The sequence below is a fragment of the Candidatus Fonsibacter ubiquis genome (assembly GCF_002688585.1).
GTDB lineage: Bacteria > Pseudomonadota > Alphaproteobacteria > Pelagibacterales > Pelagibacteraceae > Fontibacterium > Fontibacterium commune.
Map to the genome: position 1 here is coordinate 410,282 of NZ_CP024034.1, position 22,886 is coordinate 433,167.

The window sequence follows — 22,886 nt, forward strand, 5'->3', positions numbered from 1 at the left end:
ATGAGCGAAAAATATCCAATAGATAAATATAGAAATATAGGAATTGCTGCTCATATAGACGCCGGCAAAACTACGACCACAGAAAGAATTTTATATTATACCGGTAAAGCACATAAAATTGGTGAAGTGCATGATGGCGCAGCAACCATGGATTGGATGGAACAAGAACAAGAAAGAGGAATTACTATCACTTCTGCTGCAACTACTTGTTTTTGGAAGAATCACAGAATTAATATTATTGATACACCTGGACATGTAGATTTTACTATTGAAGTTGAAAGATCATTAAAAGTTTTAGACGGAGCCGTTGCTTGTTTTGATGGAGTTGCGGGTGTTGAACCACAGTCCGAAACAGTATGGAGACAAGCAGATAAGTATAAAGTTCCAAGAATTTGTTTTGTCAACAAATTAGACAGAACTGGAGCCAATTTTTTCATGTGTGTTGACATGATTAAAGAGCGCTTAGGGGCGACTCCTATGGTTCTTCAGCTTCCGATTGGTATTGAAAGTACATTTAAAGGTGTTGTTGATCTTGTGGCAATGAAAGGTGTTGTTTGGCAAGATGAAAGTTTAGGAGCAAAATTTGATTATGTTGAAATACCAACAGATCTTAAAGAACAAGCAACTAAATATAGAAAAGAATTAGTAGAATTAGCAGTAGAACAAGATGAGAAAGTAATGGAAAATTATCTAAACGGTAAAGATCCATCTGAGGCTGAATTAAAAGCATGTATTAGAAAAGGTACAATTTCTTTTGCTTTTGTTCCAATAGTTTGCGGAGCTGCTTTTAAAAACAAAGGTGTTCAATTAATTTTAGATGCAGTAGTTGATTACTTACCGAGCCCAAAAGACGTCGGTCAAGTTAAAGGAACTAAACCAGACTCAGATGAAGAGCTAGTTAGAAAATGTAATGATGCTGAGCCGTTTTCTGCTTTGGCTTTTAAAATAGCAAACGATCCGTTTGTCGGATCATTAACTTTTATTAGAATTTATTCAGGTACTTTATCTACAGGCACAGGGGTACTTAATGCCTCAACAGGTAAGGAAGAAAGAATTGGTCGTATGTTGTTGATGCATGCAAATAATAGAGAAGATATTAAGAGCGCAAGTGCAGGGGATATCGTCGCTTTAGCTGGTCTTAAAAATACAATTACAGGACATACTCTTTGTGACAAAAATAATCCAATTGTATTAGAGTCTATGGATTTTCCTGAACCAGTTATTGAAATTGCAGTTGAGCCTAAAACAAAAAATGACCAAGAAAAAATGGGAGAAGCACTTAATCGTCTAGCAAAAGAAGATCCTTCATTTAGAGTTTCCTCAGACAATGAATCTGGTCAAACCATTATTAAAGGAATGGGAGAATTACACCTTGAAATTATTGTAGATAGAATGAAAAGAGAATTTAAAGTTGAAGCTAATATTGGAGCGCCGCAAGTTGCCTATAGAGAGACAATTACTTCGCCTGCAAAACTTGAATACACACATAAAAAACAAAGTGGGGGAGCTGGTCAATTTGCTAAAGTTAAATTAGCAGTTGAGCCTCTTGCTCAAGGAGAAGGAAGAATTGTTGAAAATTTAATCAAAGGTGGATCTATTCCAAGAGAGTTTATTCCAGGTGTCGAAAAAGGAATTTTAAGCGTTGCGGACTCAGGAGTATTAGCTGGATTTCCATTATTAGATTATAAAGTGCAAATTTTAGACGGATTACATCATGAGGTAGACTCAAGTCCATTAGCATTCGAATTGGCAGCGAGATATTGTTTCAGAGAAATGTGTCTGCAAGCTCATCCAAAACTTTTAGAACCAATTATGAAAGTTGAGGTAGTGACACCAGAAGACTACATGGGTGATGTTATTGGAGATTTAAACAGCAGGAGAGGTCAAGTTGGATCAACCGATAAAAGAGGTAATGCTGCTGTTATTAATGCGATGGTCCCTCTTGCAAATATGTTTGGTTACGTAAACACTTTAAGATCAATGTCGCAAGGCAGAGCACAGTACACAATGCAATTTGATCATTATGATCGTGTTCCTCAAAACGTTCAGGACGAAGTTACAAAGAAGATGGCTTAAATTATGGACAAACAGAATATTAGAATTAAATTAAGAGCGTATGATCATAAAGTTTTAGATCAGTCGACAATTGAGATTGTAAATACAGCAAAAAGAACCGGAGCTCAAGTTAGAGGGCCAATTCCACTTCCTACACGTAAAGAAATTTTTACAGTATTAAGATCGCCTCATATAGATAAAAAAAGTAGAGAACAATTTGAAACTAGAACACATAAACGAATGATAGATATTCTAGATCCAACACCTCAAACAGTCGAGGCGTTAATGAAATTAGATCTAGCTTCAGGCGTAGATGTGGAAATTAAGATTTAAATTATGACTTTAGGTTTAATAGGTAAAAAAATTGGTATGACAAGAAGATTTTATGAAAACGGCCAATCTGTTCCTGTTACAGTTCTTCATGTTGAGCCAGGCAAAGTTGTTGACGTTATCACTAAAGATAAACGTGGTTACAGCGCTGTGTTAGTTGGTTTTGGACATATTAAAAATTCAAAAGTAACGAAGCAAATGAAAGGAGTCTTTGCAAAAAAATCTTTGGAGCCTAAAAAAATTTTAAAAGAGTTTAGAGTAGAAAAAGACAGTGATTTGAAATTAGGGTCAGACGTAGATTTAAATATTTTCAAAGATATAAATTTTGTAGATATTAGATCAAAAACAATTGGAAGAGGCTTTGCAGGAGTTATGAAAAGACATAATTTTGCGGGATTAAGAGCAACACACGGTGTTTCAGTTTCTCACAGATCTCATGGTTCCACAGGACAAAGACAAGATCCAGGTAGAGTGTTTAAGGGTAAAAAAATGGCCGGTCATATGGGTGACAAATTTAGAACAGTTGAAAGATTAGAGATTATCGAAACAGATTTAGAAAATAACTTATTATTTGTTAAAGGATCAGTGCCAGGTGCAAAAAACGCCGTAGTTGAGATTAATAAAGCTGTCAAAGAAAGAAACAAAAGAACTATGAAAGATACCATTCAAGCTTTCAAAGATGATCTTGCTGAAGGATTAAAAGAAAAATCAAATAAAAAAGAAAAAAGCGCAGAAACAAATAAAAAAGATGCAAAGCCTGCAGTAGCGCCTGTAGCGGAGAAGAAGTAATTATATGAAAATAAAAGAATTAGGAATTGACGGAAAAGATGTTGGAAACATTGAGGTTTCTGACAATATATTTTCATTAAAACCTAGAAAAGACATTATAAAAATGGTCGTAGATTGGCAAATAAGTCGTCACTCAAAAAAAACTGGCTATACAAAAACTAGGGGAGAGGTTGCTGGATCTAGAAAAAAGATTGGACCACAAAAAGGATCTGGAGGAGCGAGACATGGTAATATCACAGCTCCAATATTTGTTGGCGGCGGTATTGCTCATGGACCAAAGGCAAAAGGAAAGCATAGAGTTAAAAGATTAAATAAAAAAGTTAGAAAACTAGGATTAAAACACGCTTTATCAAGTAAAGTATTGGATAACAAAATTAATATTTTATCAGATAAAGATTTTAAAAATTTCAAAACTAAAGATTTCAGTAAATTTTTGTCAAAAATTAATTCAAAGAGCGCATTGTTAATTTATGACAACGAAAATGAAGTTTTATTAAATAATGTAAAAAATATTAAGAATATTAAAAATATTCCGGAGATCGGAACAAATGTTTATGATATTTTAAAATATCAAAATGTCTTATTCACTCATTCTTCAATTAAAAAACTACAAGAAAGATTATTAAAATGAAAAAAAGAGCTGATAATTTCTCATACGATATTATTCTGGAGCCAGTTGTTACTGAAAAGTCTACGAATTTAAGCTCATTAAATAAAGTTGTATTTAAAGTTGCTCCATTTGCAACAAAAGCAAGTATTAAAAAAAGTGTTGAGAAACTTTTTAAAGTGAGCGTTATAAAAGTGAACACTATTAATCTCCACCCAAGATTTAAAATGGTAAGGGGTAGAATTGCTAAAACCCCAGGGTATAAAAAAGCTATTGTTACTTTAAAAAAAGGACAATCAATCGATATTACAACTGGAATTTAATAATGACATTAAAAACATATAAACCTTATACAAAATCTACCAGAGGCACAATTATTTTAGATAGAACAGGACTTTGGAAAGGGAAACCAGTTAAATCTCTTACCGCAGGAATTAATGGTTCTTATGGAAGAAATAATTTAGGAAGAATTACATCAAGACATCGTTCAGCAGGACATAAAAAAAAATATAGATTTGTAGATTTTAAAAGAAATAAGTTTGATATGCCAGCAACAGTAATTCGTTTTGAGTATGATCCGTATAGAACATCTAATATTATGCTTGTTGAATATGAGGACAAGACCCAAAGTTATCTAATCGCTCCACAAGATATTAAAGTAGGGAGTAAAATTTACTCTGGAAGAAAAAAAGACATAGAAATCGGTAATTGTATGCCATTAATTGATATTCCTCCTGCAACAGTGGTTCATAACGTTGAAATGACTCCTGGAAACGGCGGAGTATTAGCAAGATCAGCCGGTACTTCTGTGCAAATTATGAGTCACGATCAAGGTTATACAACATTAAAATTAGCTTCTGGTGAAGTAAGAAAAGTACAAAGTTTATGTAAAGCAACTATCGGCGCGGTATCCAACCCAGATCAAAAAAATATTAAAATTGGTAAAGCTGGTAGAAGCAGATGGCTAGGTATTAGACCACAAACAAGAGGTATAGCAATGAACCCAGTAGACCATCCGCATGGCGGAAGAACTAATGGAGGAAGACACCCTGTTACTCCTTGGGGCATCAAAACTAAAGGAAAAAAAACTAGAAAAAATAAAAATACTGATAAATATATTATCTCAAGAAAAAAGAAGAGAGGTATTAATTAATTATGAGCAGATCAGTTTGGAAAGGTCCTTTTGTAGAATTAAGTTTAATGAAAAAAGTACAAAAACATAAAGATCAAAATATTAAAAAACCAATAAAAACTTGGTCAAGAAAATCTACAATTATCCCGGAATTTATTGGAATGACTTTTGAAGTTCATAATGGAAAAAAATTCTTTCCAGTAACTATTACAGATGAAATGATTGGTCATAAATTAGGAGAGTTTTCGGCAACAAGACAATTCTTCGGACACACACCAGCAGATAAAAAAACTGCTCCAGCAACTGATAAAAAAGATGATAAAAAATAAAGATTTAAATCAAGTTAAAGCAATTTATAGGAACTTAAGATCTAGTCCTCGTAAAATTAATAATATTTTAAAAAGTATTAGAGGAAAAAATGCTAATGTAGCTATGAGAGACTTAGAATTTACGGACAAAAGAGTAGCAAATGAAATTAAAAAAACATTAAAATCAGCAATCGCCAATGCAGAGAATAATAATCAATTAGATATTGATAATTTGATTGTAAAAGAAGCGTACGTTGGAAAAGGAATTACACTAAAACGTTTTATGCCTAGAGCAAGAGGAAGATCTGCTGGAATTAAAAAACATTTTTCTAATTTAACAATCATTGTTTCAGAAAGCAAAAAAGCTCCGGTGGAGGCCAGTAAATAATGGGACAGAAAGTAAATCCAATTAGTTTTAGATTAAGTATTAATAAAAATTGGGATTCAATGTGGTTTGCTAAGAAAAAAGAGTATGGGCAATATTTAATTGAAGACTTTAAAATTAGAGAATACATTCATAAAAATCTTAAAAATTCTGGAATTTCAAAAATTTTTATCGAAAGACCAACTAAGAAATGTATTGTAACAATCTTTACATCAAGACCTGGTTTCGTAATTGGTAAAAAAGGCTCTGATATTGATAAGATAAAAAACAATCTTAATAAAATCTCCAGTTCAGATGTTTCAGTGAATATAAAAGAAATTAGAAAACCAGAGTTAGATGCATATTTAGTTGCAGAAAATGTAGCTCAACAGCTTGAGAAGCGGATCGCATATAGAAAAGCAATGAAAAGAGCCATGCAATCTACTCTAAGACTGGGAGCTAAAGGAATCAAAATAACTGTTGCTGGACGTTTAGCTGGCACAGAGATTGCAAGAACAGAGTGGTTAAGAGAAGGAAGTATTCCACTTCACACATTAAGAGCTGATGTTGATTATGGAGAAGCAGAAGCAGAAACTACTTACGGAATTATCGGAGTAAAAGTTTGGATTTATAAAGGCATCGTGTTTGAAAAAGAAAAAAAAAAGAATGAAGATACTGAAACTAAAAATATGAACGAGAAAGAAAATGTTACAACCAGCTAGAACAAAATTTAGAAAAGCTTTTAAGGGAAAAATACATGGTGTTGCAACACGTGGGTCTGAACTTAATTTTGGATCATTTGGATTAAAAGCAATTGAACCTAACAGAGTAACCTCGAAAGAAATAGAGGCAGCAAGAGTTGCTTTAACTAGACACATGAAAAGAGCTGGAAGAGTTTGGCTTAGAATTTTTCCAAATATTCCTGTAACAAAAAAACCAATCGAAGTTAGGATGGGTAAAGGTAAAGGCGGTCTAGAATATTACGTATTTAGAGTGAAACCAGGAAGAATTATTTTTGAAGTTGATGGTGTTGATGAAATTGTAGCTAAAGAAGCATTTGAAAGAGCTAAAGCAAAATTGTCTATAAAAACTAGAATGGTTAAAAGATTAGGGACACAATAATGAAAACTAAAGAAATTAAAAAGTTAACGCAGGATCAGTTATTCTCCGAATTAGAAAAATTAAAGAAAGAGCAATTTAATATCCGTTTCAAAAAAAAGAATGGACAAGTAACAAATACTGCTTCTATTAAAACTAATAGACGTACTATTGCAAAAGTTAAAACTTTTATCAACTTAAATAGAGTAAAATAATGGTCAAAAGAATTTTAAAAGGGAAAGTAGTGAGCGATAAAAGTAACAAAACGGTTGTCGTTGAAGTTAGCAGAAGGTTTGTTCACCAAAAGTATAAAAAAGTGATGACTACTTATAAAAAATATCATGCTCATAATGAAAAAAATAACTCTAAAATTGGAGATGTAGTTTCTATAATTGAAAGCAAACCGATTTCTAAACTTAAACGTTGGACAGTTGTTGGAGGCGACAAATAAATGATCCAAGTACAAACAGAACTATTTGTTGCTGACAATACAGGGGCTCGAAAAGTAGAGTGTATAAAAGTATTAGGTGGATCTAAAAGAAGATATGCAACAATAGGTGATATCATAGTTGTGTCAATTAAAGACGCTATTCCAAAAGGAAAAGTTAAAAAGGGTGACGTTCATAAAGCAGTAATTGTTAGAACAAGAAAAGAAATCAAGAGATTAGACGGAACATCAATAAAATTCGATGCTAATGCAGCAGTTTTAGTTCAGCCAAATGGTGAGCCTATCGGAACAAGGATTTTCGGACCTGTAACAAGAGAATTAAGAAATAAAAATTTTATGAAAATAATTTCTTTAGCGCCAGAGGTATTATGATTAAATTAAAAATTAAAAAAGGGGATAACGTAAAAATTATTACTGGAGATGATAAAGGTAAAACAGGAAATGTTATTAAAGTTTTTCCTGAAATTAGAAAAATTTTAGTAAAAGGAGTTAATGAAAAGAAAAAGCATCAAAAGCCAACAAAAGAGAAAAAAGGTGGAATTATTACTATTGAAAGACCAATTGATATATCAAATGTTGTAAAATTGTCTGATGCAAAAGTAGAAAAAAAGATAGAAAATAAATTGGAGCAGAAAAAAGTCGAAAAAAAAATAGAAGAAAAGAAAACTGCAAAAGCAGAAAAAACAAAAACAAAGAGTAAAAAATGAAATTAGTACCTAGATTAAAAGAAAAATACATAAAAGAGATAGTACCTAACTTATGCAAGAGTCTTTCTTTTAATAATAAAATGCAAGCGCCTAGATTACTTAAGATTGTTTTAAATATGGGTCTTGGCTTAGATGGAACTGATAGTAAGATCCTAAAAAGTGCAGAGGATGATTTATCTGCTATTGCAGGTCAAAAGGCACAAGTTACAAAATCTAGAAAATCTATATCTAATTTTAAAACTAGAGTAGGTATCCCGTTGGGATTAAAAGTTACTCTAAGAAAAAACCAAATGTATTTCTTTTTAGATCGTTTAGTAAATATTGCGTTGCCAAGAATTAAAGATTTTAGAGGATTGAATCCTAATAGCTTTGATAGTGAAGCTAATTATAGTTTTGGGGTCAAAGAGCATATTATTTTTCCTGAAGTAAATTTTGACAAAGTAGACAAAATAAGAGGCCTGGATATTACTATTGTAACGACTGCTAAGACTAAAGAACAAGCAAGAATGTTACTCGATAGTTTTAATTTCCCATTTGCTAAAGTGGGAATTTTTTCCGCAGATAAGAAGAAAGTAAAAAAAGATGCAGATAACGAAAAAGATAAAGGTAAAGAAAAAAATAAGGAGCTAAACTAAATGGCAAAACGAAGTTCTATTGAGAGAAATTTAAAAAGAGTAAAAATGGCTAAAAGATTTGAAAATAAAAGATCCAAGCTCAAAAAAATTATTATGAATAAAACTATATCTTTAAATGAAAGATTTTTAGCAAGTTTAAAACTTTCAAAAGTTCCAAGAAATTCAGCAAAAAGCAGAGTTAAAAATAGATGTGAAATAACTGGTAGATCACGCGGTTATTATAGAAAATTAAGAATGTCCAGAATTGCACTTAGAAAATTTGCTTCAAGTGGAAAAATTCCAGGCATGACGAAAGCTAGCTGGTAAGGAGGAAATATGAAAATTACAGATCCAATTGGTGATATGATTACAAGAATAAGAAATGGTCAAATGCGTGGTTTAAAAAAAGTTTCAGTACCCGGTTCTAAATTAAGAAAAGCAGTTTTAGATGTTTTACAAAAAGAAGGATTTATTCAAGAATATACTGTTTCAAAAGATAAAAGTTTTGAAACAATAGAAATTAATTTAAAATATATGTATGGAGACCCCGTTATTAAGGAGATTGAAAGAGTTTCAAGACCAGGAAGAAGAATTTATTCTAGATCTGACAGTATTCAAAAAATTCAAAATGGTTTAGGAATTTCGATTATTTCTACTTCAAAAGGAATTTTTTCTGATAATGAAGCTAGAGAAAAAAAACTTGGCGGGGAGGTCCTTTGTAAGGTTTCATAAAATATGTCTAAAATTGGAAAAACACCTATTTCATTACCAGCCGGAGTTACTGTTAAAGTTGAGAATAATAAAGTTATTATTCAAGGCGCCAAAAGTAAAAAAGAGCTAATTATTGACCTAAGCGTTTTAAAAGTAACCGTCGCTGATAACAAAGTATCCCTAGAACCTGTGGATAAAAAAAATGCAAATAAACTCACTTGGGGGTTACATAGAAGTTTAATTAATAATGGTATTATTGGTGTGTCAAAAGGATTTGAAAAAGATTTAAAGCTTACAGGCGTTGGTTTTCGAGCAACATTACAAGGAAAAAAAATTGTTTTCCAATTAGGATTTAGTCATGACGTTCATTACAATATTCCAGAAGGCATTGAAGTAGCGATAGATAAACAAACAGCAATAAAAGTTAAAGGAATTGACAAGGAGTTAGTAGGTAAAGTATGCGCTGACATTAAATTTTTAAAACCGGTTGAACCATACAAAGGAAAAGGAATAACATCATCTGATCAATTTGTTCTAAGAAAAGAGGGTAAAAAGAAATAATCATGGCTAGTGATATAAAAAGACAGAATAGAATTAGAGGTAAAATGAAAAAGTATAATCCTACAGGATTGCGACTTACTGTTTTTAGATCTTTAAAAAATATTTACGCTCAAGTTATCGATGATGCTAAAAATCAAACTCTTGTTTCCGCATCCTCAGTTGAAAAAGCTATGGACAAAAAGAAAAAGATGGAATTATCAGTCGAAGTTGGAAAATTAGTAGCAAAAAGAGCTTTAGAGAAAGGAATAAAAGAAGTGTACTTTGACAGGGGAAGATATAAGTACCATGGTCGCATTAAAGTATTAGCAGACTGCGCAAGAAAAGAAGGTTTAAAATTTTAATTTATGAATACGCAATCAGAACTTAAAGAAAAATTAGTAGCAATAAATCGAATTACTAAAGTTGTAAAAGGTGGAAGAAGATTCGGTTTTGCAGCATTGGTTGTTGTTGGAAATCAAAAAGGTTTAGTAGGATATGGACATGGCAAAGCAAAACAAGTTCCAGATGCTATTAAAAAAGCTTCAGAAGAAGCCAAAAGTTCATTGGTAAAGATTCCGTTAAGAGAAGGAAGAACAATCCATCATGATACTTATGGTAAAAGTGGATCTGGAAAAGTTCTTCTTAGAAGCGCACCCGCGGGTACTGGAATTATTGCCGGAGGTGCTATTAGAGCAATTTGCGAAATGCTAGGTATGCAAGATATTGTTGCAAAATCAATTGGATCATCAAATCCTTACAATGTTGTTAGAGCATGTATGTTTGCATTATCTAAACAAAGATCTCCTAAGGATATTTCTATTCTGCGAGGAAAAAAAATTAGCGAAGTAGTAGCAAGAAGATAAAATATGAAACTAAATACATTAAACGTATCTCTTTATAAAAAAGGAAAAAGATATGGTAGAGGAATAGGCTCTGGAAAAGGGAAGACTGCAGGTCGAGGTGTTAAAGGACAAAAAGCAAGATCTGGTGTGTCGATTAAGAGTTTTGAAGGGGGTCAAATGCCCCTTTATAGAAGACTTCCTAAAAGAGGTTTTAATGCAATTATAAAGAAACATTCTTATGATCAGATGATTATAAATTTAAATGATATTCAACATTTAATAGAAAAAAAGAAGCTAGATATAGGATCTAAAGTTACATTAGATAGTCTTAGAAAAGTTAAAAATATCAAAAATAATTTTAAAAAATTAAAAATTTTAGGAAATGGTGAAATTAAATCAAAAATACAAATAGAGGCACATCAAATCAGCGCATCCGCTAAAAATAAGATTGAAAAAGCAGGCGGTAGCGTTAATTTATTGAAACAAGCAGCGGCTAAATAGTTTTTTTTATGTCTAGTTCTTTTGCGTCAGTTGACACATTAAAGTCGAATTCATCATTAGACGATCTTAAAAAAAGGATTTTTTATACTTTATTTATTCTAATTATTTATAGATTTTGTACCTATGTTCCTCTGCCAGGTATAGATGCACAAGCTTTAAAGGGTCTAATATCTGATAATCAAAGGTCGCTTCTCGGTATGTTCAATCTATTTGCTGGAGGAGCTGTATCTAGAATGGCAATTTTTGCTTTAGGTATTATGCCATACATTTCTTCATCAATTATCATTCAATTATTAACTGGAGTTACAGATTATTTTAAAAATCTTAAAAACTCTGGAGAAATAGGCAGAAGAAAAATTACTCAATACACTAGATATGGAACAGTTCTTTTAGCCCTAGTTCAGGGATATGGAGTTGCAGTTAGTTTAGAAAATTCACAAGGAATTGTTTTAGAAGCAGGTTTTTACTTTAGATTAGTTACAACAATTACTTTGCTAACAGGGACAATGTTTTTAATGTGGCTTGGAGAACAAATTACCGCACGAGGTATAGGTAATGGTATTTCAATAATTATTTTTGCAGGTATTGTTGCAGAAATTCCAGGCGCATTAGCTTCTACTTTTGAATTAGGTAGAACGGGAGCAATTTCTGCCGGAGTATTACTAGTAATTATAGCAATTTTAATTGGAGCTATATATTTTATAGTTTTTGTAGAACGTGCTCAAAGAAAAATTTTGATTCATTATCCTAAAAGACAAATAGGAAATAAATTATATGGGGGAGATGCTTCTCATCTTCCACTAAAAGTTAATACCGCAGGTGTAATTCCAGCAATTTTTGCATCTGCTCTTTTGATTTTGCCGATTACAATTTCTAACTTTGCATCTTCTTCAAATGAAATTGTTGTTGGAATCACATCTATGCTTGGGCAAGGAAAACCCCTGTATATGATAATATATGCAGCTGGAATAATATTTTTTTCTTTTTTTTATACTTCAATAATTTTTAATCCAAAAGAAACAGCAGAAAATTTAAGAAAATATGGAGGTTTTGTTCCAGGAATTAGACCCGGTGAACAGACTGAACAATTTATAGATCAATTACTATTTAAATTAACTGCAATCGGCTCTTTATACTTGGTACTAATATGTTTATTACCAGAATTTATAATTGCTAATTATCCAATACCATTTTATTTAGGAGGAACATCACTTCTTATAGTAGCAGTTGTTGCAATGGATACAGTTGCTCAAGTACAAACAAGATTAATGAGTCAACAATACGAAAGTTTAATTAAAAAAACAAAATTTAATCGTTAATGAATCTTGTTATTTTTGGGCCACCCGGAGCAGGAAAAGGAACGCAATCAGCAAAACTAGTTAAAGAATTTAATTTATTTCAATTATCAACGGGTGATTTACTTAGAGATGAAGTTAGTAAAAAAACTGATTTTGGAAATAAAATTGAAGAAATTATGAAATCCGGCGGTTTAGTTTCTGATGAAATTATTAATAACTTAATCGAAAATAAAATTTCAAATTCTCAGTATAAGAATAGAATTATTTTTGATGGATTTCCAAGAAATCTTGAACAGGCCAGAAGTTTAGACAATTTATTAAAAAAATATAATCAACAAATGAGTTTGGCTCTTAATTTAAAAGTAGATAACCAAATTTTAATTAAAAGAATTACTGGAAGAGTCACTTGTTCAATATGCAATAAAACATTTAATACTTTTTTTGACCCGCCAAAAAAATGTGATCTTAAAAATTGTGATCAAAAAAATCTTGTTACTAGATCGGATGATAATGAAGAAACAATTGCAAAAAGATTAAAAACTTATGATGAAAAAACTTTTCCAGTCCTAGACTACTACTTAAAGAAAGGAATAATGAAAAATATAGATGGTATGCAAGAAATTAATGCAATTAGTGATCAATTATTCACGTTAATCCGTGCCATACGTGGTTGACTTTGATAGCTTGATTCATATAATCGCATTTTTTCAAAATTAATTTTTTAATTTATGGCTCGTATAGCTGGGGTGAATATTCCTCAAAATAAAGTTGTCAAAACTGCTCTTACTTATATTCACGGTATTGGAGACAAAACTGCAAATGATATTTGCACAGAATTAAAAATTGATAAAAATAAAAGAACAAGTGCTTTAACAGATGATGAGGTTTTAAAAATTAGAGAATTTATTGATAGCAAATACTCCGTTGAAGGGGATCTTAGAAGAAATGTGTCATTAGATATTAAAAGATTAAAAGATCTTGGAACCTACAGAGGATCAAGACATAGAAAAAGACTTCCGGTTAGAGGACAGAGAACACATTCCAACGCAAGAACAAGAAAAGGTAAAGCTATCGCAATTGCAGGAAAAAAATTAACTAGTATGAAATAATTTAATGGCTGAAGATAAAAATATTAAAGACAAAAAACCAAAAACTGATACTGCTGCAGCACCGGCAAAAGATGCCAAACAAGAAGCTGGTGGGATTAAAAAAAAATTAAAAGTTAAGAAAAAAGAAAAGAAAAATGTCATAAACGGAAATGTTTATGTAAACGCAACTTTTAATAACACAATCGTAACGATTACAGACAAGCAGGGCAATGTAATTTCATGGTCATCTGCAGGATCTAAAGGTTTTAAAGGATCCAGAAAATCTACACCATACGCAGCTCAAGTAGCGGCAGACGATGCTGCCGGTAAAGCCTTAGAGCATGGTTTAAAAAATATTACAGTTGAGGTTAAAGGACCTGGTTCAGGGCGTGAAACTGCTCTTAGAGCGTTACAAGCAAGAGGTTTTAAAATTACCTCTATTAAGGATATGAGTCCGATGCCACATAATGGTTGTAGGCCTCCAAAAAAAAGACGAGTTTAATAATAACTAAATAGGAGAAGTAACTTGATAGATAAAAATTGGAAAGAACTTATAAAACCATCTAAATTAAACATTACTCAAAGTGATGATAAAAAACATGCTAAAATTATCGCTGAACCTTTGGAAAAAGGATACGCTTTAACCCTAGGAAATGCATTAAGAAGAGTTTTATTATCTTCAGTTCAAGGTACTGCTGTAACAGCTATTCAAATTGATGGAGTACTACATGAATTCTCCTCAATCGACGGTGTTAGAGAAGACGTCACTGATATTGTTCTTAATGTTAAAGCTTTAGCTTTGAATTTAAAAACTTCAGGACCAAAAAAATTAATTTTAGATGCAAAAGGTCCTGGTGAGATTAAAGCAAAAATGATTACTTCAAACCCTGACATTGAAATATTAAACCCAGATTTAGTAATTTGTAACTTAGATGAAAAAACTAAATTTCATATGGAATTAACAGTTAATACTGGAAAGGGTTACGTTCCTGCAGATAGAAATAAAGCTAGCAATTCTCCATTAGGATTAATAGCAATAGATGCTGTTTTTAGCCCAGTTAAGAGAGTTTCTTACAATGTATCGAACGCAAGAGAAGGACTAACCTTGGATTATGACAAATTAACAATGGAAGTTGAAACAAATGGTTCAGTAACAGCTGAGGATGCAGTTGCGTTTGCAGCAAGAATTTTACAAGATCAATTGGCTATGTTTGTTAACTTTGATGAACCAGTTGCAACAATACAAGAGAAAAAAACTTCTGAACCTGAGTTTAATAGAAACTTGCTTAGAAGAGTTGATGAATTAGAACTATCCGTAAGATCAATGAATTGTCTTAAAAATGATAATATTATTTACATTGGAGATTTAGTTCAAAAGAGCGAAAGCGAAATGCTAAGAACTCCCAATTTTGGAAGAAAATCATTGAATGAAATTAAAGAAGTTCTTACAACGATGTCATTATATCTTGGTATGGAAGTTCCAAATTGGCCACCAGAAAATATTGCTGAACTTTCTAAAAAATTAGAAGATAACTATTAATAATAATGAGACACAAAATTGCTCATAGAAAGTTAAACAGAACGTCAGAGCACCGTAAAGCTTTGTTTAAAAATATGCTTAATTCTTTGATTAAGCATGAGCAAATTAAAACAACTTTACCAAAAGCAAAAGAGTTAAAGCCATTAATTGATAAAGTTATTACTATTGGTAAAAAGAAAGATTTATCAGCTAGAAGATCTTTAATTTCAAAATTACAAGATGAAGACTCAGCAGAAAAATTAATTACAGTTTTATCTAAGAGATATGAAAATAGAAAAGGTGGCTATTCTAGAATTGTTAGAACAAGAAATCGTTTTGGTGACAATTCAACAATGGCATATATCGAATTAGTAGATAAAGATTTTAATGCAAAAGGACAAGATTCAGGTCCAGTTCAAAAAAAACCTGAGCAACCAAAGGAAGAAGCTCAACAGTTAAGCAAGTAAACAATTAATGAAGTCTTATTTATTAATTGCTTTATTTGGTGCCTTTGGAACTTTAGCAAGATATTCAGTTATACAAATTACTCCAAAAATTTTTCAAACTATCTTTCCAATTGGAACTCTCACAGTAAATTTATTAGGTTGTTTTTTAATTGGTTTAGTTTCCGGAATATTAGATACAAAGTTTTTAACAATTGATGAGAATTTTAAAAATTATATTACTATTGGATTTTTAGGAGGTTTCACAACATTTTCATCTTTTTCTCAAGACTTTTTTAATCTTATTAATAGTTCGAATTATTTATTTGCTTTTAGTTATATTTTTATTTCAGTTTTTTTTGGATTAATGATGTTTTATTTAGGAGATAAGTTTATTCATATCATTTCATAATGGAGCCGAAGCATATTTTTAAAATTGAAGAAGATTTTGAGAATATTCGTTTCGATAAATGGTTTAAAAAAAAAGTAAAAGCCTTACCTCAGTCACTAATTGAAAGAACGTTAAGAAAAGGCAAAATTCTAGTTAACGGTAAAAAAGTTAAAAGTTCATATAAAATACAAATAAATGATGAAATTAAAGTGTTTGCGGACATTGATAATGATGAAAAGATAATAAAAAAAAAATTTTCATATTTACCTGCAAAGAAAGATTACGAATTAATTAAAAATAATATTTTATTTGAGAATGAGTACTATTTAGTTTTAAACAAGCCTTATAACTTAGCTGTTCAATCGGGAACTAAAACAGGAAAAAATATTTTTGATATATTAAAGAATTATTCAGAGACGGAATATCCGACCCCTTATTTAGTTCATAGATTAGACGCTGAAACTACTGGAATTTTAATTATAAGCAAAACACATAAAAGTGCTAAATTTTTTTCTGATTTATTTAAAAATCAAACTATAAAAAAAAGTTATTTAGCTGTAGTGGAGGGTGTTTTAAATGATAAAATTGGTACATTAAGAAATGAACTTAGTTATGTTGAAAATAATAAAGAAAAATTATATTTATCAATTACTAATTATAAAGTTGTTTCGGAATCAAACGACTACTCATTGTTATTATTAAATCCTGATACAGGTAGAAAACACCAGTTGAGAAGACAGTTAAGCTTTATAAAACATCCTATTCTAGGAGAAAAAAAGTATACAAATAAGGGCTTAAATAAATCTAAAGAGCTTCATTTAATGCTTCATGCTTATAAAGTTGAATTTTTAATAAATAGTAAAAAAATAATACATAATGCAGAGCTTCCATTATATTTTAAAAGTTTATGTAAGGAAAAAGGATTATCTCACGATTTAAATAATTTATAAAAATTTTCTTTTATAGATTTATTAATTCTTTCATCATTTGGAACTTTGCATAAATCCGAAATATTAATAATTCCTTTATTGGATATTCCACAGGGTATTATTCCTCGATAGTCCGACTTGTTAACATTAATATTTATAGAGAAGCCATGATAGGCAATCCATTTCTTAACTTTGATACCGATCGCGGCAATTTTATTTTCTTCATTATTTTTTTTAACCCAAATGCCAATATTTTTGGGATCAGCATATGATGAGATATTAAAATCATTAAGAATTGCTATAATCCATTTTTCTACATTACGTACAAATTTTTTAATTTCTTTCTCACGTTTATTAAGATTAATAACAAAATAAACAATTTTTTGTCCTGGTCCATGATATGTAAATTTTCCACCGCGATTTGTTTCGATTACCGGAAACAAGTCAGGGATTAACAAATCTTTATCAGTTGCACTTATACCTTTAGTATAAACGGAATCATGTTCTAGTATCCAGATAAGTTCATCATCTAAATTAGCATGAACTTTTTCTACTCTTTTTTCTAAAAAATCTAAGGCTTCTTTATAAGCAACAGACTTTTTTGATATTTTAATTCGCATTAAAAATTATCAATTAATCTTACACCATTTAAATAATAAGCAATAAATACCCTCGTGTTTACTGTTGATTTATTAGTTTTTTTTAATTTTTTTAAATCAAAGGCAGTTAAATAATCTATTTTTTTAACACCAAATTCTTTGATTTTTTTTAAGAATAATGAATTATCTTTGGATTTAATAATTTTATTTTTATTGTTTTTTAGAAAATTAATTATTTTTCCGGCTGTATTCAATGATTTTTGATCTAAAAGTTTATTCCTAGAAGATAAAGCAATACCGTTCTTAGCTCTAATTGTATCACAAGGGACAACTATTATTTTAGAGTTAATACTTCTTAAATACTCTTTAATAATAATTAACTGTTGATAATCCTTCTTTCCAAGGAATAGGTAGTTTGTTTTTATATGTTTAAGTAATCTTTTTACAACTTCTATAACCCCTTCAAAATGTCCTGGTCTAAATTTTCCTTCCATATATTTTTTGAAAAAATGAATTTTATTTTTAATAATAATTTTTTTTTCTGGATAAATTTCTTTTTTTTGAGGTAAATACACAAAGTCTACTTTATTTTTTTTGCAAATTTTTAAGTCAGTTGAGATAGTTTTTGGATATTTTATAAAGTCTTTTTTATTATTAAACTGAAGTGGATTTACAAATATACTTACTACAGTTAATAATTTTTTCTTTTTAGATTTTTTTATTAACGAAACGTGACCTTTGTGCAAGCATCCCATCGTTGGGATAAAGCCAATTTTTTTTTTATTTTGTAACTCGAAAGCTATTTTATTTGCTGTTTTAATTATTTTCATTTAAGAAATTAGATATAATATTTAATGATAAAAGAAGCGATAATACCATTAGCTGGTTTAGGCACAAGACTTCTACCATTTAGCAAAATACTTCCAAAAGAACTGTTGCCCTTAGGAAATAAAACTATTTTAGAGCATATTTTAGATGAATGTTTAGATGCGGGTATTAAAAAAATTTTTTTAGTTATTTCTAAAAAAAAAAAAATTATTAAAGACTATCTTTACCCCGACCCTTATTTAATTAATTATTTAAAAAAAAAGAAAGATAATAAATCAATTCGTAAATTAAAAAATTTAGAACGTTATAAAAATAAAATTAAATTTATTTATCAAAACTCACCGAAAGGTCTAGGTGATGCAGTATTAGAAGCTAAGTCAGCAATTAAAGAAAAATTTTTTCTTTTAGTTTTGCCAGATGACATAATTATTAAAGAAAATTGTTCAAAAAAAATGATAAATATTCATAATAAATATCTATCTTCTGTTATAGCTTCCAAAAAAGTAAAAAATTCTGAAATTTCAAGGTATGGTATTATTAAGTACACAAAAAAAATTAATAATAATTTAATAGTTAAAAGTCTAATTGAAAAACCTAGTTCGAAAAATTCTCCATCAAATTATGCAATTATAGGGAGATATATTTTACCAACTAAAATATTTTCTTCATTACAAAATACTAAAAAAGGTTCCCTAGGAGAAGTTCAAATTACTGATGCAATGAACCATTTAATTTATAATGATAATAAATTCTTAGCACATATATTTTCTGGAACATATTTAGACTGCGGAACTATTAACGGATATAATAATTCACTTAAAAAAATTCTAATATGAAAATTTGCTTCATTGGCACCGGTTATGTTGGTTTGGTATCTGGGGTATGTTTCTCCGATCTTGGCAATAGCGTTATCTGCATTGATAAAGATAGAGAAAAATTAACCCAACTTGAAAATGGAGATATTCCAATATTTGAACCTGGTTTATCTGAGTTAGTACGAAAAAATTTAGATGCCGGTAGACTTAGTTTTTCTGACGATTTAATTGGCTCTATTAAAAAATCAGATATTGTTTTTATAGCTGTAGGCACACCAACAGCTAAAGATGGGGTTTCAGCAGATCTTTCGCAAGTATTCACTGTTGCTAAATTAATTTCAAAAAGAATAAAATCTCATAAAATTATAGTTACAAAATCTACTGTACCTATTGGCACTGGTGATAAAATTGAAAAAATTTTAAATAAAAATAAAAAAAAAGGATTATTCACAATTATATCAAACCCAGAGTTTCTAAGGGAAGGAGAGGCTATAAAAGATTTTAAGTATCCAGATCGTGTAGTCATTGGCACAAATGATAAAAGAGTTATTAAAATATTTAATGAGTTATATCGACCAATAATTAATAAAGGAGCAGCCTTTGTTTCTTGCTCAAGAAGAGCTGCAGAACTTATAAAATATGCATCAAATGCTTTTTTAGCAACAAAAATAAGCTTTATAAACGAAATTGCAAATTTATGTGAAAAAGTTCATGTCAATATTGATGATGTATCGGTTGGAATTGGACTTGATAAAAGAATTGGTTCGAGATTTTTAAGAGCTGGACCTGCCTATGGTGGATCTTGTTTTCCTAAAGACACTAAGGCTTTAGCAAAAGTAGGCAAGAATTACAATTCGCCATTATCTATTGTTAATTCAGTAATTAATTTTAACGAAAAAAGAAAAAAAGATATTGAAAATAATATTTATAAAATTTTACATAATAAGATTAAAAATAAGATAATTTGTTTTTTAGGAGTCACGTTTAAAGCTAACACTGATGATTTAAGAGATTCTTCAGCAATCAATTTGATATCAAAATTTGTTAAAAAGGGCGCAAAAATTAACTATTACGAGCCAACAGGAAGTAAAGAAATTTTAGATAAGCATAAAAACGTAAAATATTTTGATGATTTGTATTTAGCTGTAAAAAAAGTTGATTTAATCATTATTCACACAGAGTGGGATGAATTTAAAAATTTAAATTTTTCCAAGATTAAGAATAATGACAAAAAAGTTATTATATATGATTTAAGAAATTTATACGATAACAGGTCATTTATTAATAAAAACAATATTTCATATTATTCTATTGGTAGACCATTCAATGCCTAAATTACTTACAAAGATAAAAAAAAATAAGACTCAGGTTAAAATAAAAAAACCTAATTTTTATGAAGTTATCCTTTTAAATGATGATTTTACAACCATGGAATTTGTTGTTAAAGTTTTACAATTATTTTTTAATATGACTAAGTTAACAGCAAATAAAATAATGCTTAAAATTCATAATGAAGGCAGTGCCGTTTGTGGTATTTATCCATATGAAGTTGCAGAGACTAAAGTTTTGCAAGTTATAAATTTTGCAAAACAAAATCAGTACCCTTTAAAATGTATTATGAAAAAATCTATTTAGATGGCTACATTTACTAAATCTTTAGAACAGGCAATTTCTCAAGCCTTCAAATTTGCAACTGAAAAAAAACATCAGTATGTAACTTTAGAGCATTTGCTACTTGCTTTAACTGACGAGACCGATGCTCGTAATGTTATGAAGGCGTGTAACGTAGATGTTGATTTACTAAATGAAAATTTAGAATTTTATATTGATAATGAGTTGGATAATATAGTTACTTCAGATACTAAGTTAGAGCCTCAGCCCACAGCAAGTTTTCAAAGAGTTATTCAAAGATCGATTGTTCATGTCCAGTCTTCAGGAAAAAATGAAGTTACAGGCGCTAATATATTAGTTGCTTTATTTGCTGAAAGAGAAAGTCATGCTACATTCTTTTTACAAGAACAAGAAGTTACACGTTATGATGTAGTTAATTTTATTTCCCATGGAATTACAAAAGTTGATAATTTTGCATACGGAGGTTCTTTTGATAATTCATCATCTCAAAATAATAATAAAGCAGCAACTAATTCTCCATTAGAAACCTACTGTATTAATTTAAATAAAAAAGCTGAACAAAATAAAATAGATCGTTTAATAGGACGGGGCGTTGAAGTAGATCGTTTAGCTCAAATTTTATGCAGAAGAACTAAAAATAATCCTTTGTTAGTAGGTGATCCCGGCGTTGGAAAAACAGCAATCGTTGAAGGACTTGCGTTAAAAATCTTTAATAATGAAGTACCTGAAATTTTAAAATCACATGTAATTTTTTCACTTGATATGGGAACATTAATTGCTGGCACAAGATACAGAGGAGATTTTGAGGAGCGTCTTAAATTAATTATTAAGGAAATAGAAAAAAATAAAAACTATATTTTATTTATTGATGAAATCCATACATTGGTTGGAGCTGGCTCAACTTCAGGAAGTTCCATGGATGCTTCTAATATGCTTAAGCCTGCTTTACAGGCCGGAAATATAAGGTGTATTGGATCTACAACTTATAATGAGTACAGATTATTTTTTGAAAAAGACAGAGCACTGCAGAGAAGATTCCAAAAAATAGATGTACCAGAGCCTACAATAGATGAGGCTTACAAAATTATGTATGGAATTCGATCAAAGTATGAAAAATTCCATAATGTTAAATTTACCGACGCTGCAATCAAAGCCTCCGTAGATTTATCGAGCAAATATATTGGTAATAAAAAGTTACCTGATAAATCAATTGATATTATTGATGAATTAGGTTCCTCAGAAGTTTTAAAATCTGAAACCCAAAGAAAAAAAATATTAGATATTGAAGATATCGAAAGAATAGTTTCTCAAATTACAAAAATTCCTGAAAAGAATATTTCTGTTAACGATAGGATGTATTTAAAAGATTTAGATAAAAATTTAAAAAGAGTTATTTTCGGACAAGACCTTGCAATTGATAGTCTAGTATCCTCAATCAAATTATCAAGATCTGGTCTACGAGATAGTAATCGTACTATTGGAAATTATATGTTTTCAGGGCAGACAGGAGTTGGAAAAACAGAACTTGCAAAACAACTTGCAAAAGTACTTGGTATTGAACTTATTCGATTTGATATGTCAGAATATATGGAAAGACATTCAGTCTCAAAATTAATCGGTGCCCCTCCAGGATACGTTGGTTTTGATCAAGGGGGATTACTTTCTGAAAAAGTTGATAAAAATCCTTATGCAGTTCTTTTAATCGATGAAATAGAAAAGGCTCATCCAGATGTTTATAATGTTTTGTTGCAAATTATGGATTATGGAAAATTAACAGACCAAAATGGAAAAAAAATAGATTTTAGAAATATCATATTAATTATGACAACTAACGCCGGAGCAGAGGATTTGCAGAAATCTCAGATAGGATTTAACAAAAGCGTTAATAAAGATGGAGATTTAGAATCTATTAATAAAATATTTTCACCTGAATTTAGAAATAGATTGGATTCTATTGTTCAATTTAACGTTTTAAACAAAGATACTGTTAAAAAAATTGTTGAAAAGTTTGTGATAGAACTTGAAATACAACTGGGTGAGAGAGATGTGATTATAAATTTAACTGATAAAGCAAGTAATTTAATTTCCAAGTTAGGATTTGATGAAAAAATGGGAGCTAGACCACTAAATAGAGTTATCGATGAAAAAATTAAAAAACCCTTAGCTGATGAACTTATTCATGGAAAATTAATAAACGGCGGTCATGTTTTAGTTGATGCCAAAGATGATATTCTTGTTTTTGAGATTAATAAAATTGAAAAAACATCAAAAAAAACAATTAGTAAAACAGTTCAGTAA

General features: G+C 30.0%; 35 protein-coding genes. 33 read left to right on the plus strand and 2 right to left on the minus strand.

The annotated features are described in order from the left end of the window. The 29 genes from fusA to CR143_RS02425 are packed head-to-tail and all read left to right on the plus strand — an operon-like array spanning window position 1 to window position 16,735. Window positions 1–2,076: an elongation factor G gene (gene fusA / locus CR143_RS02285; protein ID WP_099340229.1), complete on the plus strand. Its 2,076-nt coding sequence runs from the start codon at window positions 1–3 to the stop codon at window positions 2,074–2,076. Between the two features lie 3 nt (window positions 2,077–2,079). After that, a complete protein-coding gene (gene rpsJ, locus CR143_RS02290) occupies window positions 2,080–2,388 on the plus strand; it encodes a 30S ribosomal protein S10 (protein ID WP_017943904.1) in 309 nt (102 codons plus the stop codon). Window positions 2,389–2,391: 3 nt separating this feature from the next. Then, window positions 2,392–3,174, plus strand: coding sequence for a 50S ribosomal protein L3 (gene rplC / locus CR143_RS02295; protein WP_099340230.1), 783 nt, complete (start codon window positions 2,392–2,394; stop codon window positions 3,172–3,174). 4 nt (window positions 3,175–3,178) lie between these two features. Continuing rightward, on the plus strand, window positions 3,179–3,805 hold the full coding sequence (gene rplD, locus CR143_RS02300; RefSeq protein WP_029167800.1) for a 50S ribosomal protein L4: 627 nt from the start codon (window positions 3,179–3,181) through the stop codon (window positions 3,803–3,805). Next, the gene (gene rplW / locus CR143_RS02305; protein WP_099340231.1) at window positions 3,802–4,104 is read left to right on the plus strand and encodes a 50S ribosomal protein L23; all 303 of its coding nucleotides are present in this window, start codon (window positions 3,802–3,804) and stop codon (window positions 4,102–4,104) included. Before rplD ends, rplW begins: the two co-directional genes overlap by 4 nt. Window positions 4,105–4,106: 2 nt before the next feature. Continuing rightward, window positions 4,107–4,934: a 50S ribosomal protein L2 gene (gene rplB, locus CR143_RS02310; protein ID WP_099340232.1), complete on the plus strand. Its 828-nt coding sequence runs from the start codon at window positions 4,107–4,109 to the stop codon at window positions 4,932–4,934. 2 nt (window positions 4,935–4,936) lie between these two features. Then, window positions 4,937–5,242: a 30S ribosomal protein S19 gene (rpsS, locus tag CR143_RS02315; protein WP_099340233.1), complete on the plus strand. Its 306-nt coding sequence runs from the start codon at window positions 4,937–4,939 to the stop codon at window positions 5,240–5,242. Beyond that, the gene (gene rplV / locus CR143_RS02320) at window positions 5,229–5,609 is read left to right on the plus strand and encodes a 50S ribosomal protein L22 (RefSeq protein WP_099340234.1); all 381 of its coding nucleotides are present in this window, start codon (window positions 5,229–5,231) and stop codon (window positions 5,607–5,609) included. The genes rpsS and rplV overlap by 14 nt, the downstream gene beginning before the upstream one ends. Then, window positions 5,609–6,307, plus strand: coding sequence for a 30S ribosomal protein S3 (gene rpsC, locus CR143_RS02325; protein WP_099340235.1), 699 nt, complete (start codon window positions 5,609–5,611; stop codon window positions 6,305–6,307). The genes rplV and rpsC overlap by 1 nt, the downstream gene beginning before the upstream one ends. Beyond that, entirely contained in the window at window positions 6,291–6,707 is a 417-nt protein-coding gene (gene rplP / locus CR143_RS02330) for a 50S ribosomal protein L16 (protein ID WP_099340236.1), read from the plus strand. The genes rpsC and rplP overlap by 17 nt, the downstream gene beginning before the upstream one ends. Beyond that, complete coding sequence (rpmC, locus tag CR143_RS02335) at window positions 6,707–6,898, plus strand: 50S ribosomal protein L29 (protein WP_099340237.1); 192 nt, start codon at window positions 6,707–6,709, stop codon at window positions 6,896–6,898. Before rplP ends, rpmC begins: the two co-directional genes overlap by 1 nt. Further along, window positions 6,898–7,134, plus strand: a complete 237-nt coding sequence (gene rpsQ, locus CR143_RS02340) for a 30S ribosomal protein S17 (protein WP_099340238.1) — start codon at window positions 6,898–6,900, stop codon at window positions 7,132–7,134. The genes rpmC and rpsQ overlap by 1 nt, the downstream gene beginning before the upstream one ends. Then, the gene (gene rplN / locus CR143_RS02345) at window positions 7,135–7,503 is read left to right on the plus strand and encodes a 50S ribosomal protein L14 (protein WP_017943915.1); all 369 of its coding nucleotides are present in this window, start codon (window positions 7,135–7,137) and stop codon (window positions 7,501–7,503) included. Continuing rightward, complete coding sequence (gene rplX, locus CR143_RS02350) at window positions 7,500–7,838, plus strand: 50S ribosomal protein L24 (RefSeq protein WP_099340239.1); 339 nt, start codon at window positions 7,500–7,502, stop codon at window positions 7,836–7,838. The genes rplN and rplX overlap by 4 nt, the downstream gene beginning before the upstream one ends. Continuing rightward, window positions 7,835–8,473: a 50S ribosomal protein L5 gene (rplE, locus tag CR143_RS02355; RefSeq protein WP_099340240.1), complete on the plus strand. Its 639-nt coding sequence runs from the start codon at window positions 7,835–7,837 to the stop codon at window positions 8,471–8,473. Before rplX ends, rplE begins: the two co-directional genes overlap by 4 nt. Continuing rightward, window positions 8,474–8,779: a 30S ribosomal protein S14 gene (rpsN, locus tag CR143_RS02360; protein WP_099340241.1), complete on the plus strand. Its 306-nt coding sequence runs from the start codon at window positions 8,474–8,476 to the stop codon at window positions 8,777–8,779. Between the two features lie 9 nt (window positions 8,780–8,788). Further along, window positions 8,789–9,184 carry a 30S ribosomal protein S8 gene (rpsH, locus tag CR143_RS02365; RefSeq protein WP_017969421.1) on the plus strand — a complete coding sequence of 132 codons (396 nt, stop codon included), beginning with the start codon at window positions 8,789–8,791 and terminating at the stop codon, window positions 9,182–9,184. A gap of 3 nt (window positions 9,185–9,187) precedes the next feature. Then, complete coding sequence (rplF, locus tag CR143_RS02370; RefSeq protein ID WP_099340242.1) at window positions 9,188–9,724, plus strand: 50S ribosomal protein L6; 537 nt, start codon at window positions 9,188–9,190, stop codon at window positions 9,722–9,724. A gap of 2 nt (window positions 9,725–9,726) precedes the next feature. After that, window positions 9,727–10,065, plus strand: coding sequence for a 50S ribosomal protein L18 (rplR, locus tag CR143_RS02375; RefSeq protein ID WP_099340243.1), 339 nt, complete (start codon window positions 9,727–9,729; stop codon window positions 10,063–10,065). Window positions 10,066–10,068: 3 nt separating this feature from the next. Then, a complete protein-coding gene (gene rpsE / locus CR143_RS02380) occupies window positions 10,069–10,566 on the plus strand; it encodes a 30S ribosomal protein S5 (RefSeq protein WP_099340244.1) in 498 nt (165 codons plus the stop codon). A 3-nt stretch (window positions 10,567–10,569) separates the two neighbouring features. Then, complete coding sequence (rplO, locus tag CR143_RS02385; protein WP_099340245.1) at window positions 10,570–11,046, plus strand: 50S ribosomal protein L15; 477 nt, start codon at window positions 10,570–10,572, stop codon at window positions 11,044–11,046. A gap of 8 nt (window positions 11,047–11,054) precedes the next feature. Next, window positions 11,055–12,365 carry a preprotein translocase subunit SecY gene (gene secY / locus CR143_RS02390; RefSeq protein ID WP_099340246.1) on the plus strand — a complete coding sequence of 437 codons (1,311 nt, stop codon included), beginning with the start codon at window positions 11,055–11,057 and terminating at the stop codon, window positions 12,363–12,365. Further along, window positions 12,365–13,018 (plus strand): adenylate kinase, encoded by a 654-nt coding sequence (locus tag CR143_RS02395; RefSeq protein ID WP_099340247.1) that lies wholly within the window; start codon window positions 12,365–12,367, stop codon window positions 13,016–13,018. Before secY ends, CR143_RS02395 begins: the two co-directional genes overlap by 1 nt. A gap of 54 nt (window positions 13,019–13,072) precedes the next feature. After that, complete coding sequence (gene rpsM, locus CR143_RS02400; protein WP_099340248.1) at window positions 13,073–13,453, plus strand: 30S ribosomal protein S13; 381 nt, start codon at window positions 13,073–13,075, stop codon at window positions 13,451–13,453. A 4-nt stretch (window positions 13,454–13,457) separates the two neighbouring features. Next, window positions 13,458–13,934 carry a 30S ribosomal protein S11 gene (gene rpsK, locus CR143_RS02405; protein ID WP_099340249.1) on the plus strand — a complete coding sequence of 159 codons (477 nt, stop codon included), beginning with the start codon at window positions 13,458–13,460 and terminating at the stop codon, window positions 13,932–13,934. Between the two features lie 24 nt (window positions 13,935–13,958). Continuing rightward, complete coding sequence (locus tag CR143_RS02410) at window positions 13,959–14,972, plus strand: DNA-directed RNA polymerase subunit alpha (RefSeq protein WP_099340250.1); 1,014 nt, start codon at window positions 13,959–13,961, stop codon at window positions 14,970–14,972. A 5-nt stretch (window positions 14,973–14,977) separates the two neighbouring features. Continuing rightward, window positions 14,978–15,418 (plus strand): 50S ribosomal protein L17, encoded by a 441-nt coding sequence (rplQ, locus tag CR143_RS02415; RefSeq protein WP_099340251.1) that lies wholly within the window; start codon window positions 14,978–14,980, stop codon window positions 15,416–15,418. Window positions 15,419–15,425: 7 nt separating this feature from the next. Further along, window positions 15,426–15,806 carry a fluoride efflux transporter CrcB gene (crcB, locus tag CR143_RS02420; protein WP_099340252.1) on the plus strand — a complete coding sequence of 127 codons (381 nt, stop codon included), beginning with the start codon at window positions 15,426–15,428 and terminating at the stop codon, window positions 15,804–15,806. Then, window positions 15,806–16,735 carry an RluA family pseudouridine synthase gene (locus CR143_RS02425; protein ID WP_099340253.1) on the plus strand — a complete coding sequence of 310 codons (930 nt, stop codon included), beginning with the start codon at window positions 15,806–15,808 and terminating at the stop codon, window positions 16,733–16,735. The genes crcB and CR143_RS02425 overlap by 1 nt, the downstream gene beginning before the upstream one ends. Here CR143_RS02425 and lipB read toward each other — a convergent pair. Then, window positions 16,714–17,334: a lipoyl(octanoyl) transferase LipB gene (gene lipB / locus CR143_RS02430; protein ID WP_099340254.1), complete on the minus strand. Its 621-nt coding sequence runs from the start codon at window positions 17,332–17,334 to the stop codon at window positions 16,714–16,716. The genes CR143_RS02425 and lipB overlap by 22 nt on opposite strands. Next, window positions 17,334–18,143 carry a pantoate--beta-alanine ligase gene (gene panC / locus CR143_RS02435; RefSeq protein ID WP_099340255.1) on the minus strand — a complete coding sequence of 270 codons (810 nt, stop codon included), beginning with the start codon at window positions 18,141–18,143 and terminating at the stop codon, window positions 17,334–17,336. Before panC ends, lipB begins: the two co-directional genes overlap by 1 nt. A gap of 24 nt (window positions 18,144–18,167) precedes the next feature. Between panC and CR143_RS02440 the strand changes: the two genes are divergently transcribed. From CR143_RS02440 to clpA, 4 genes are read left to right on the plus strand one after another with little or no spacing between them, the layout of a single operon-like run. Next, window positions 18,168–18,977, plus strand: coding sequence for a sugar phosphate nucleotidyltransferase (locus CR143_RS02440; protein ID WP_099340256.1), 810 nt, complete (start codon window positions 18,168–18,170; stop codon window positions 18,975–18,977). Continuing rightward, window positions 18,974–20,290 carry a UDP-glucose dehydrogenase family protein gene (locus CR143_RS02445; RefSeq protein WP_099340257.1) on the plus strand — a complete coding sequence of 439 codons (1,317 nt, stop codon included), beginning with the start codon at window positions 18,974–18,976 and terminating at the stop codon, window positions 20,288–20,290. The genes CR143_RS02440 and CR143_RS02445 overlap by 4 nt, the downstream gene beginning before the upstream one ends. Then, window positions 20,283–20,591, plus strand: coding sequence for an ATP-dependent Clp protease adapter ClpS (gene clpS, locus CR143_RS02450; protein ID WP_099340258.1), 309 nt, complete (start codon window positions 20,283–20,285; stop codon window positions 20,589–20,591). The genes CR143_RS02445 and clpS overlap by 8 nt, the downstream gene beginning before the upstream one ends. Further along, the gene (clpA, locus tag CR143_RS02455; RefSeq protein ID WP_099340259.1) at window positions 20,592–22,886 is read left to right on the plus strand and encodes an ATP-dependent Clp protease ATP-binding subunit ClpA; all 2,295 of its coding nucleotides are present in this window, start codon (window positions 20,592–20,594) and stop codon (window positions 22,884–22,886) included.

Bases quoted from the DNA above. Each gene is read 5' to 3' on its own strand.
- fusA (WP_099340229.1), top strand. From the start codon at position 1: ATGAGCGAAAAATATCCAATAGATAAATATAGAAATATAGGAATTGCT.
- rpsJ (WP_017943904.1), top strand. From the start codon at position 2,080: ATGGACAAACAGAATATTAGAATTAAATTAAGAGCGTATGATCATAAA.
- rplC (WP_099340230.1), top strand. From the start codon at position 2,392: ATGACTTTAGGTTTAATAGGTAAAAAAATTGGTATGACAAGAAGATTT.
- rplD (WP_029167800.1), top strand. From the start codon at position 3,179: ATGAAAATAAAAGAATTAGGAATTGACGGAAAAGATGTTGGAAACATT.
- rplW (WP_099340231.1), top strand. From the start codon at position 3,802: ATGAAAAAAAGAGCTGATAATTTCTCATACGATATTATTCTGGAGCCA.
- rplB (WP_099340232.1), top strand. From the start codon at position 4,107: ATGACATTAAAAACATATAAACCTTATACAAAATCTACCAGAGGCACA.
- rpsS (WP_099340233.1), top strand. From the start codon at position 4,937: ATGAGCAGATCAGTTTGGAAAGGTCCTTTTGTAGAATTAAGTTTAATG.
- rplV (WP_099340234.1), top strand. From the start codon at position 5,229: ATGATAAAAAATAAAGATTTAAATCAAGTTAAAGCAATTTATAGGAAC.
- rpsC (WP_099340235.1), top strand. From the start codon at position 5,609: ATGGGACAGAAAGTAAATCCAATTAGTTTTAGATTAAGTATTAATAAA.
- rplP (WP_099340236.1), top strand. From the start codon at position 6,291: ATGTTACAACCAGCTAGAACAAAATTTAGAAAAGCTTTTAAGGGAAAA.
- rpmC (WP_099340237.1), top strand. From the start codon at position 6,707: ATGAAAACTAAAGAAATTAAAAAGTTAACGCAGGATCAGTTATTCTCC.
- rpsQ (WP_099340238.1), top strand. From the start codon at position 6,898: ATGGTCAAAAGAATTTTAAAAGGGAAAGTAGTGAGCGATAAAAGTAAC.
- rplN (WP_017943915.1), top strand. From the start codon at position 7,135: ATGATCCAAGTACAAACAGAACTATTTGTTGCTGACAATACAGGGGCT.
- rplX (WP_099340239.1), top strand. From the start codon at position 7,500: ATGATTAAATTAAAAATTAAAAAAGGGGATAACGTAAAAATTATTACT.
- rplE (WP_099340240.1), top strand. From the start codon at position 7,835: ATGAAATTAGTACCTAGATTAAAAGAAAAATACATAAAAGAGATAGTA.
- rpsN (WP_099340241.1), top strand. From the start codon at position 8,474: ATGGCAAAACGAAGTTCTATTGAGAGAAATTTAAAAAGAGTAAAAATG.
- rpsH (WP_017969421.1), top strand. From the start codon at position 8,789: ATGAAAATTACAGATCCAATTGGTGATATGATTACAAGAATAAGAAAT.
- rplF (WP_099340242.1), top strand. From the start codon at position 9,188: ATGTCTAAAATTGGAAAAACACCTATTTCATTACCAGCCGGAGTTACT.
- rplR (WP_099340243.1), top strand. From the start codon at position 9,727: ATGGCTAGTGATATAAAAAGACAGAATAGAATTAGAGGTAAAATGAAA.
- rpsE (WP_099340244.1), top strand. From the start codon at position 10,069: ATGAATACGCAATCAGAACTTAAAGAAAAATTAGTAGCAATAAATCGA.
- rplO (WP_099340245.1), top strand. From the start codon at position 10,570: ATGAAACTAAATACATTAAACGTATCTCTTTATAAAAAAGGAAAAAGA.
- secY (WP_099340246.1), top strand. From the start codon at position 11,055: ATGTCTAGTTCTTTTGCGTCAGTTGACACATTAAAGTCGAATTCATCA.
- CR143_RS02395 (WP_099340247.1), top strand. From the start codon at position 12,365: ATGAATCTTGTTATTTTTGGGCCACCCGGAGCAGGAAAAGGAACGCAA.
- rpsM (WP_099340248.1), top strand. From the start codon at position 13,073: ATGGCTCGTATAGCTGGGGTGAATATTCCTCAAAATAAAGTTGTCAAA.
- rpsK (WP_099340249.1), top strand. From the start codon at position 13,458: ATGGCTGAAGATAAAAATATTAAAGACAAAAAACCAAAAACTGATACT.
- rplQ (WP_099340251.1), top strand. From the start codon at position 14,978: ATGAGACACAAAATTGCTCATAGAAAGTTAAACAGAACGTCAGAGCAC.
- crcB (WP_099340252.1), top strand. From the start codon at position 15,426: ATGAAGTCTTATTTATTAATTGCTTTATTTGGTGCCTTTGGAACTTTA.
- CR143_RS02425 (WP_099340253.1), top strand. From the start codon at position 15,806: ATGGAGCCGAAGCATATTTTTAAAATTGAAGAAGATTTTGAGAATATT.
- lipB (WP_099340254.1), bottom strand. From the start codon at position 17,334: ATGCGAATTAAAATATCAAAAAAGTCTGTTGCTTATAAAGAAGCCTTA.
- panC (WP_099340255.1), bottom strand. From the start codon at position 18,143: ATGAAAATAATTAAAACAGCAAATAAAATAGCTTTCGAGTTACAAAAT.
- CR143_RS02440 (WP_099340256.1), top strand. From the start codon at position 18,168: ATGATAAAAGAAGCGATAATACCATTAGCTGGTTTAGGCACAAGACTT.
- CR143_RS02445 (WP_099340257.1), top strand. From the start codon at position 18,974: ATGAAAATTTGCTTCATTGGCACCGGTTATGTTGGTTTGGTATCTGGG.
- clpS (WP_099340258.1), top strand. From the start codon at position 20,283: ATGCCTAAATTACTTACAAAGATAAAAAAAAATAAGACTCAGGTTAAA.
- clpA (WP_099340259.1), top strand. From the start codon at position 20,592: ATGGCTACATTTACTAAATCTTTAGAACAGGCAATTTCTCAAGCCTTC.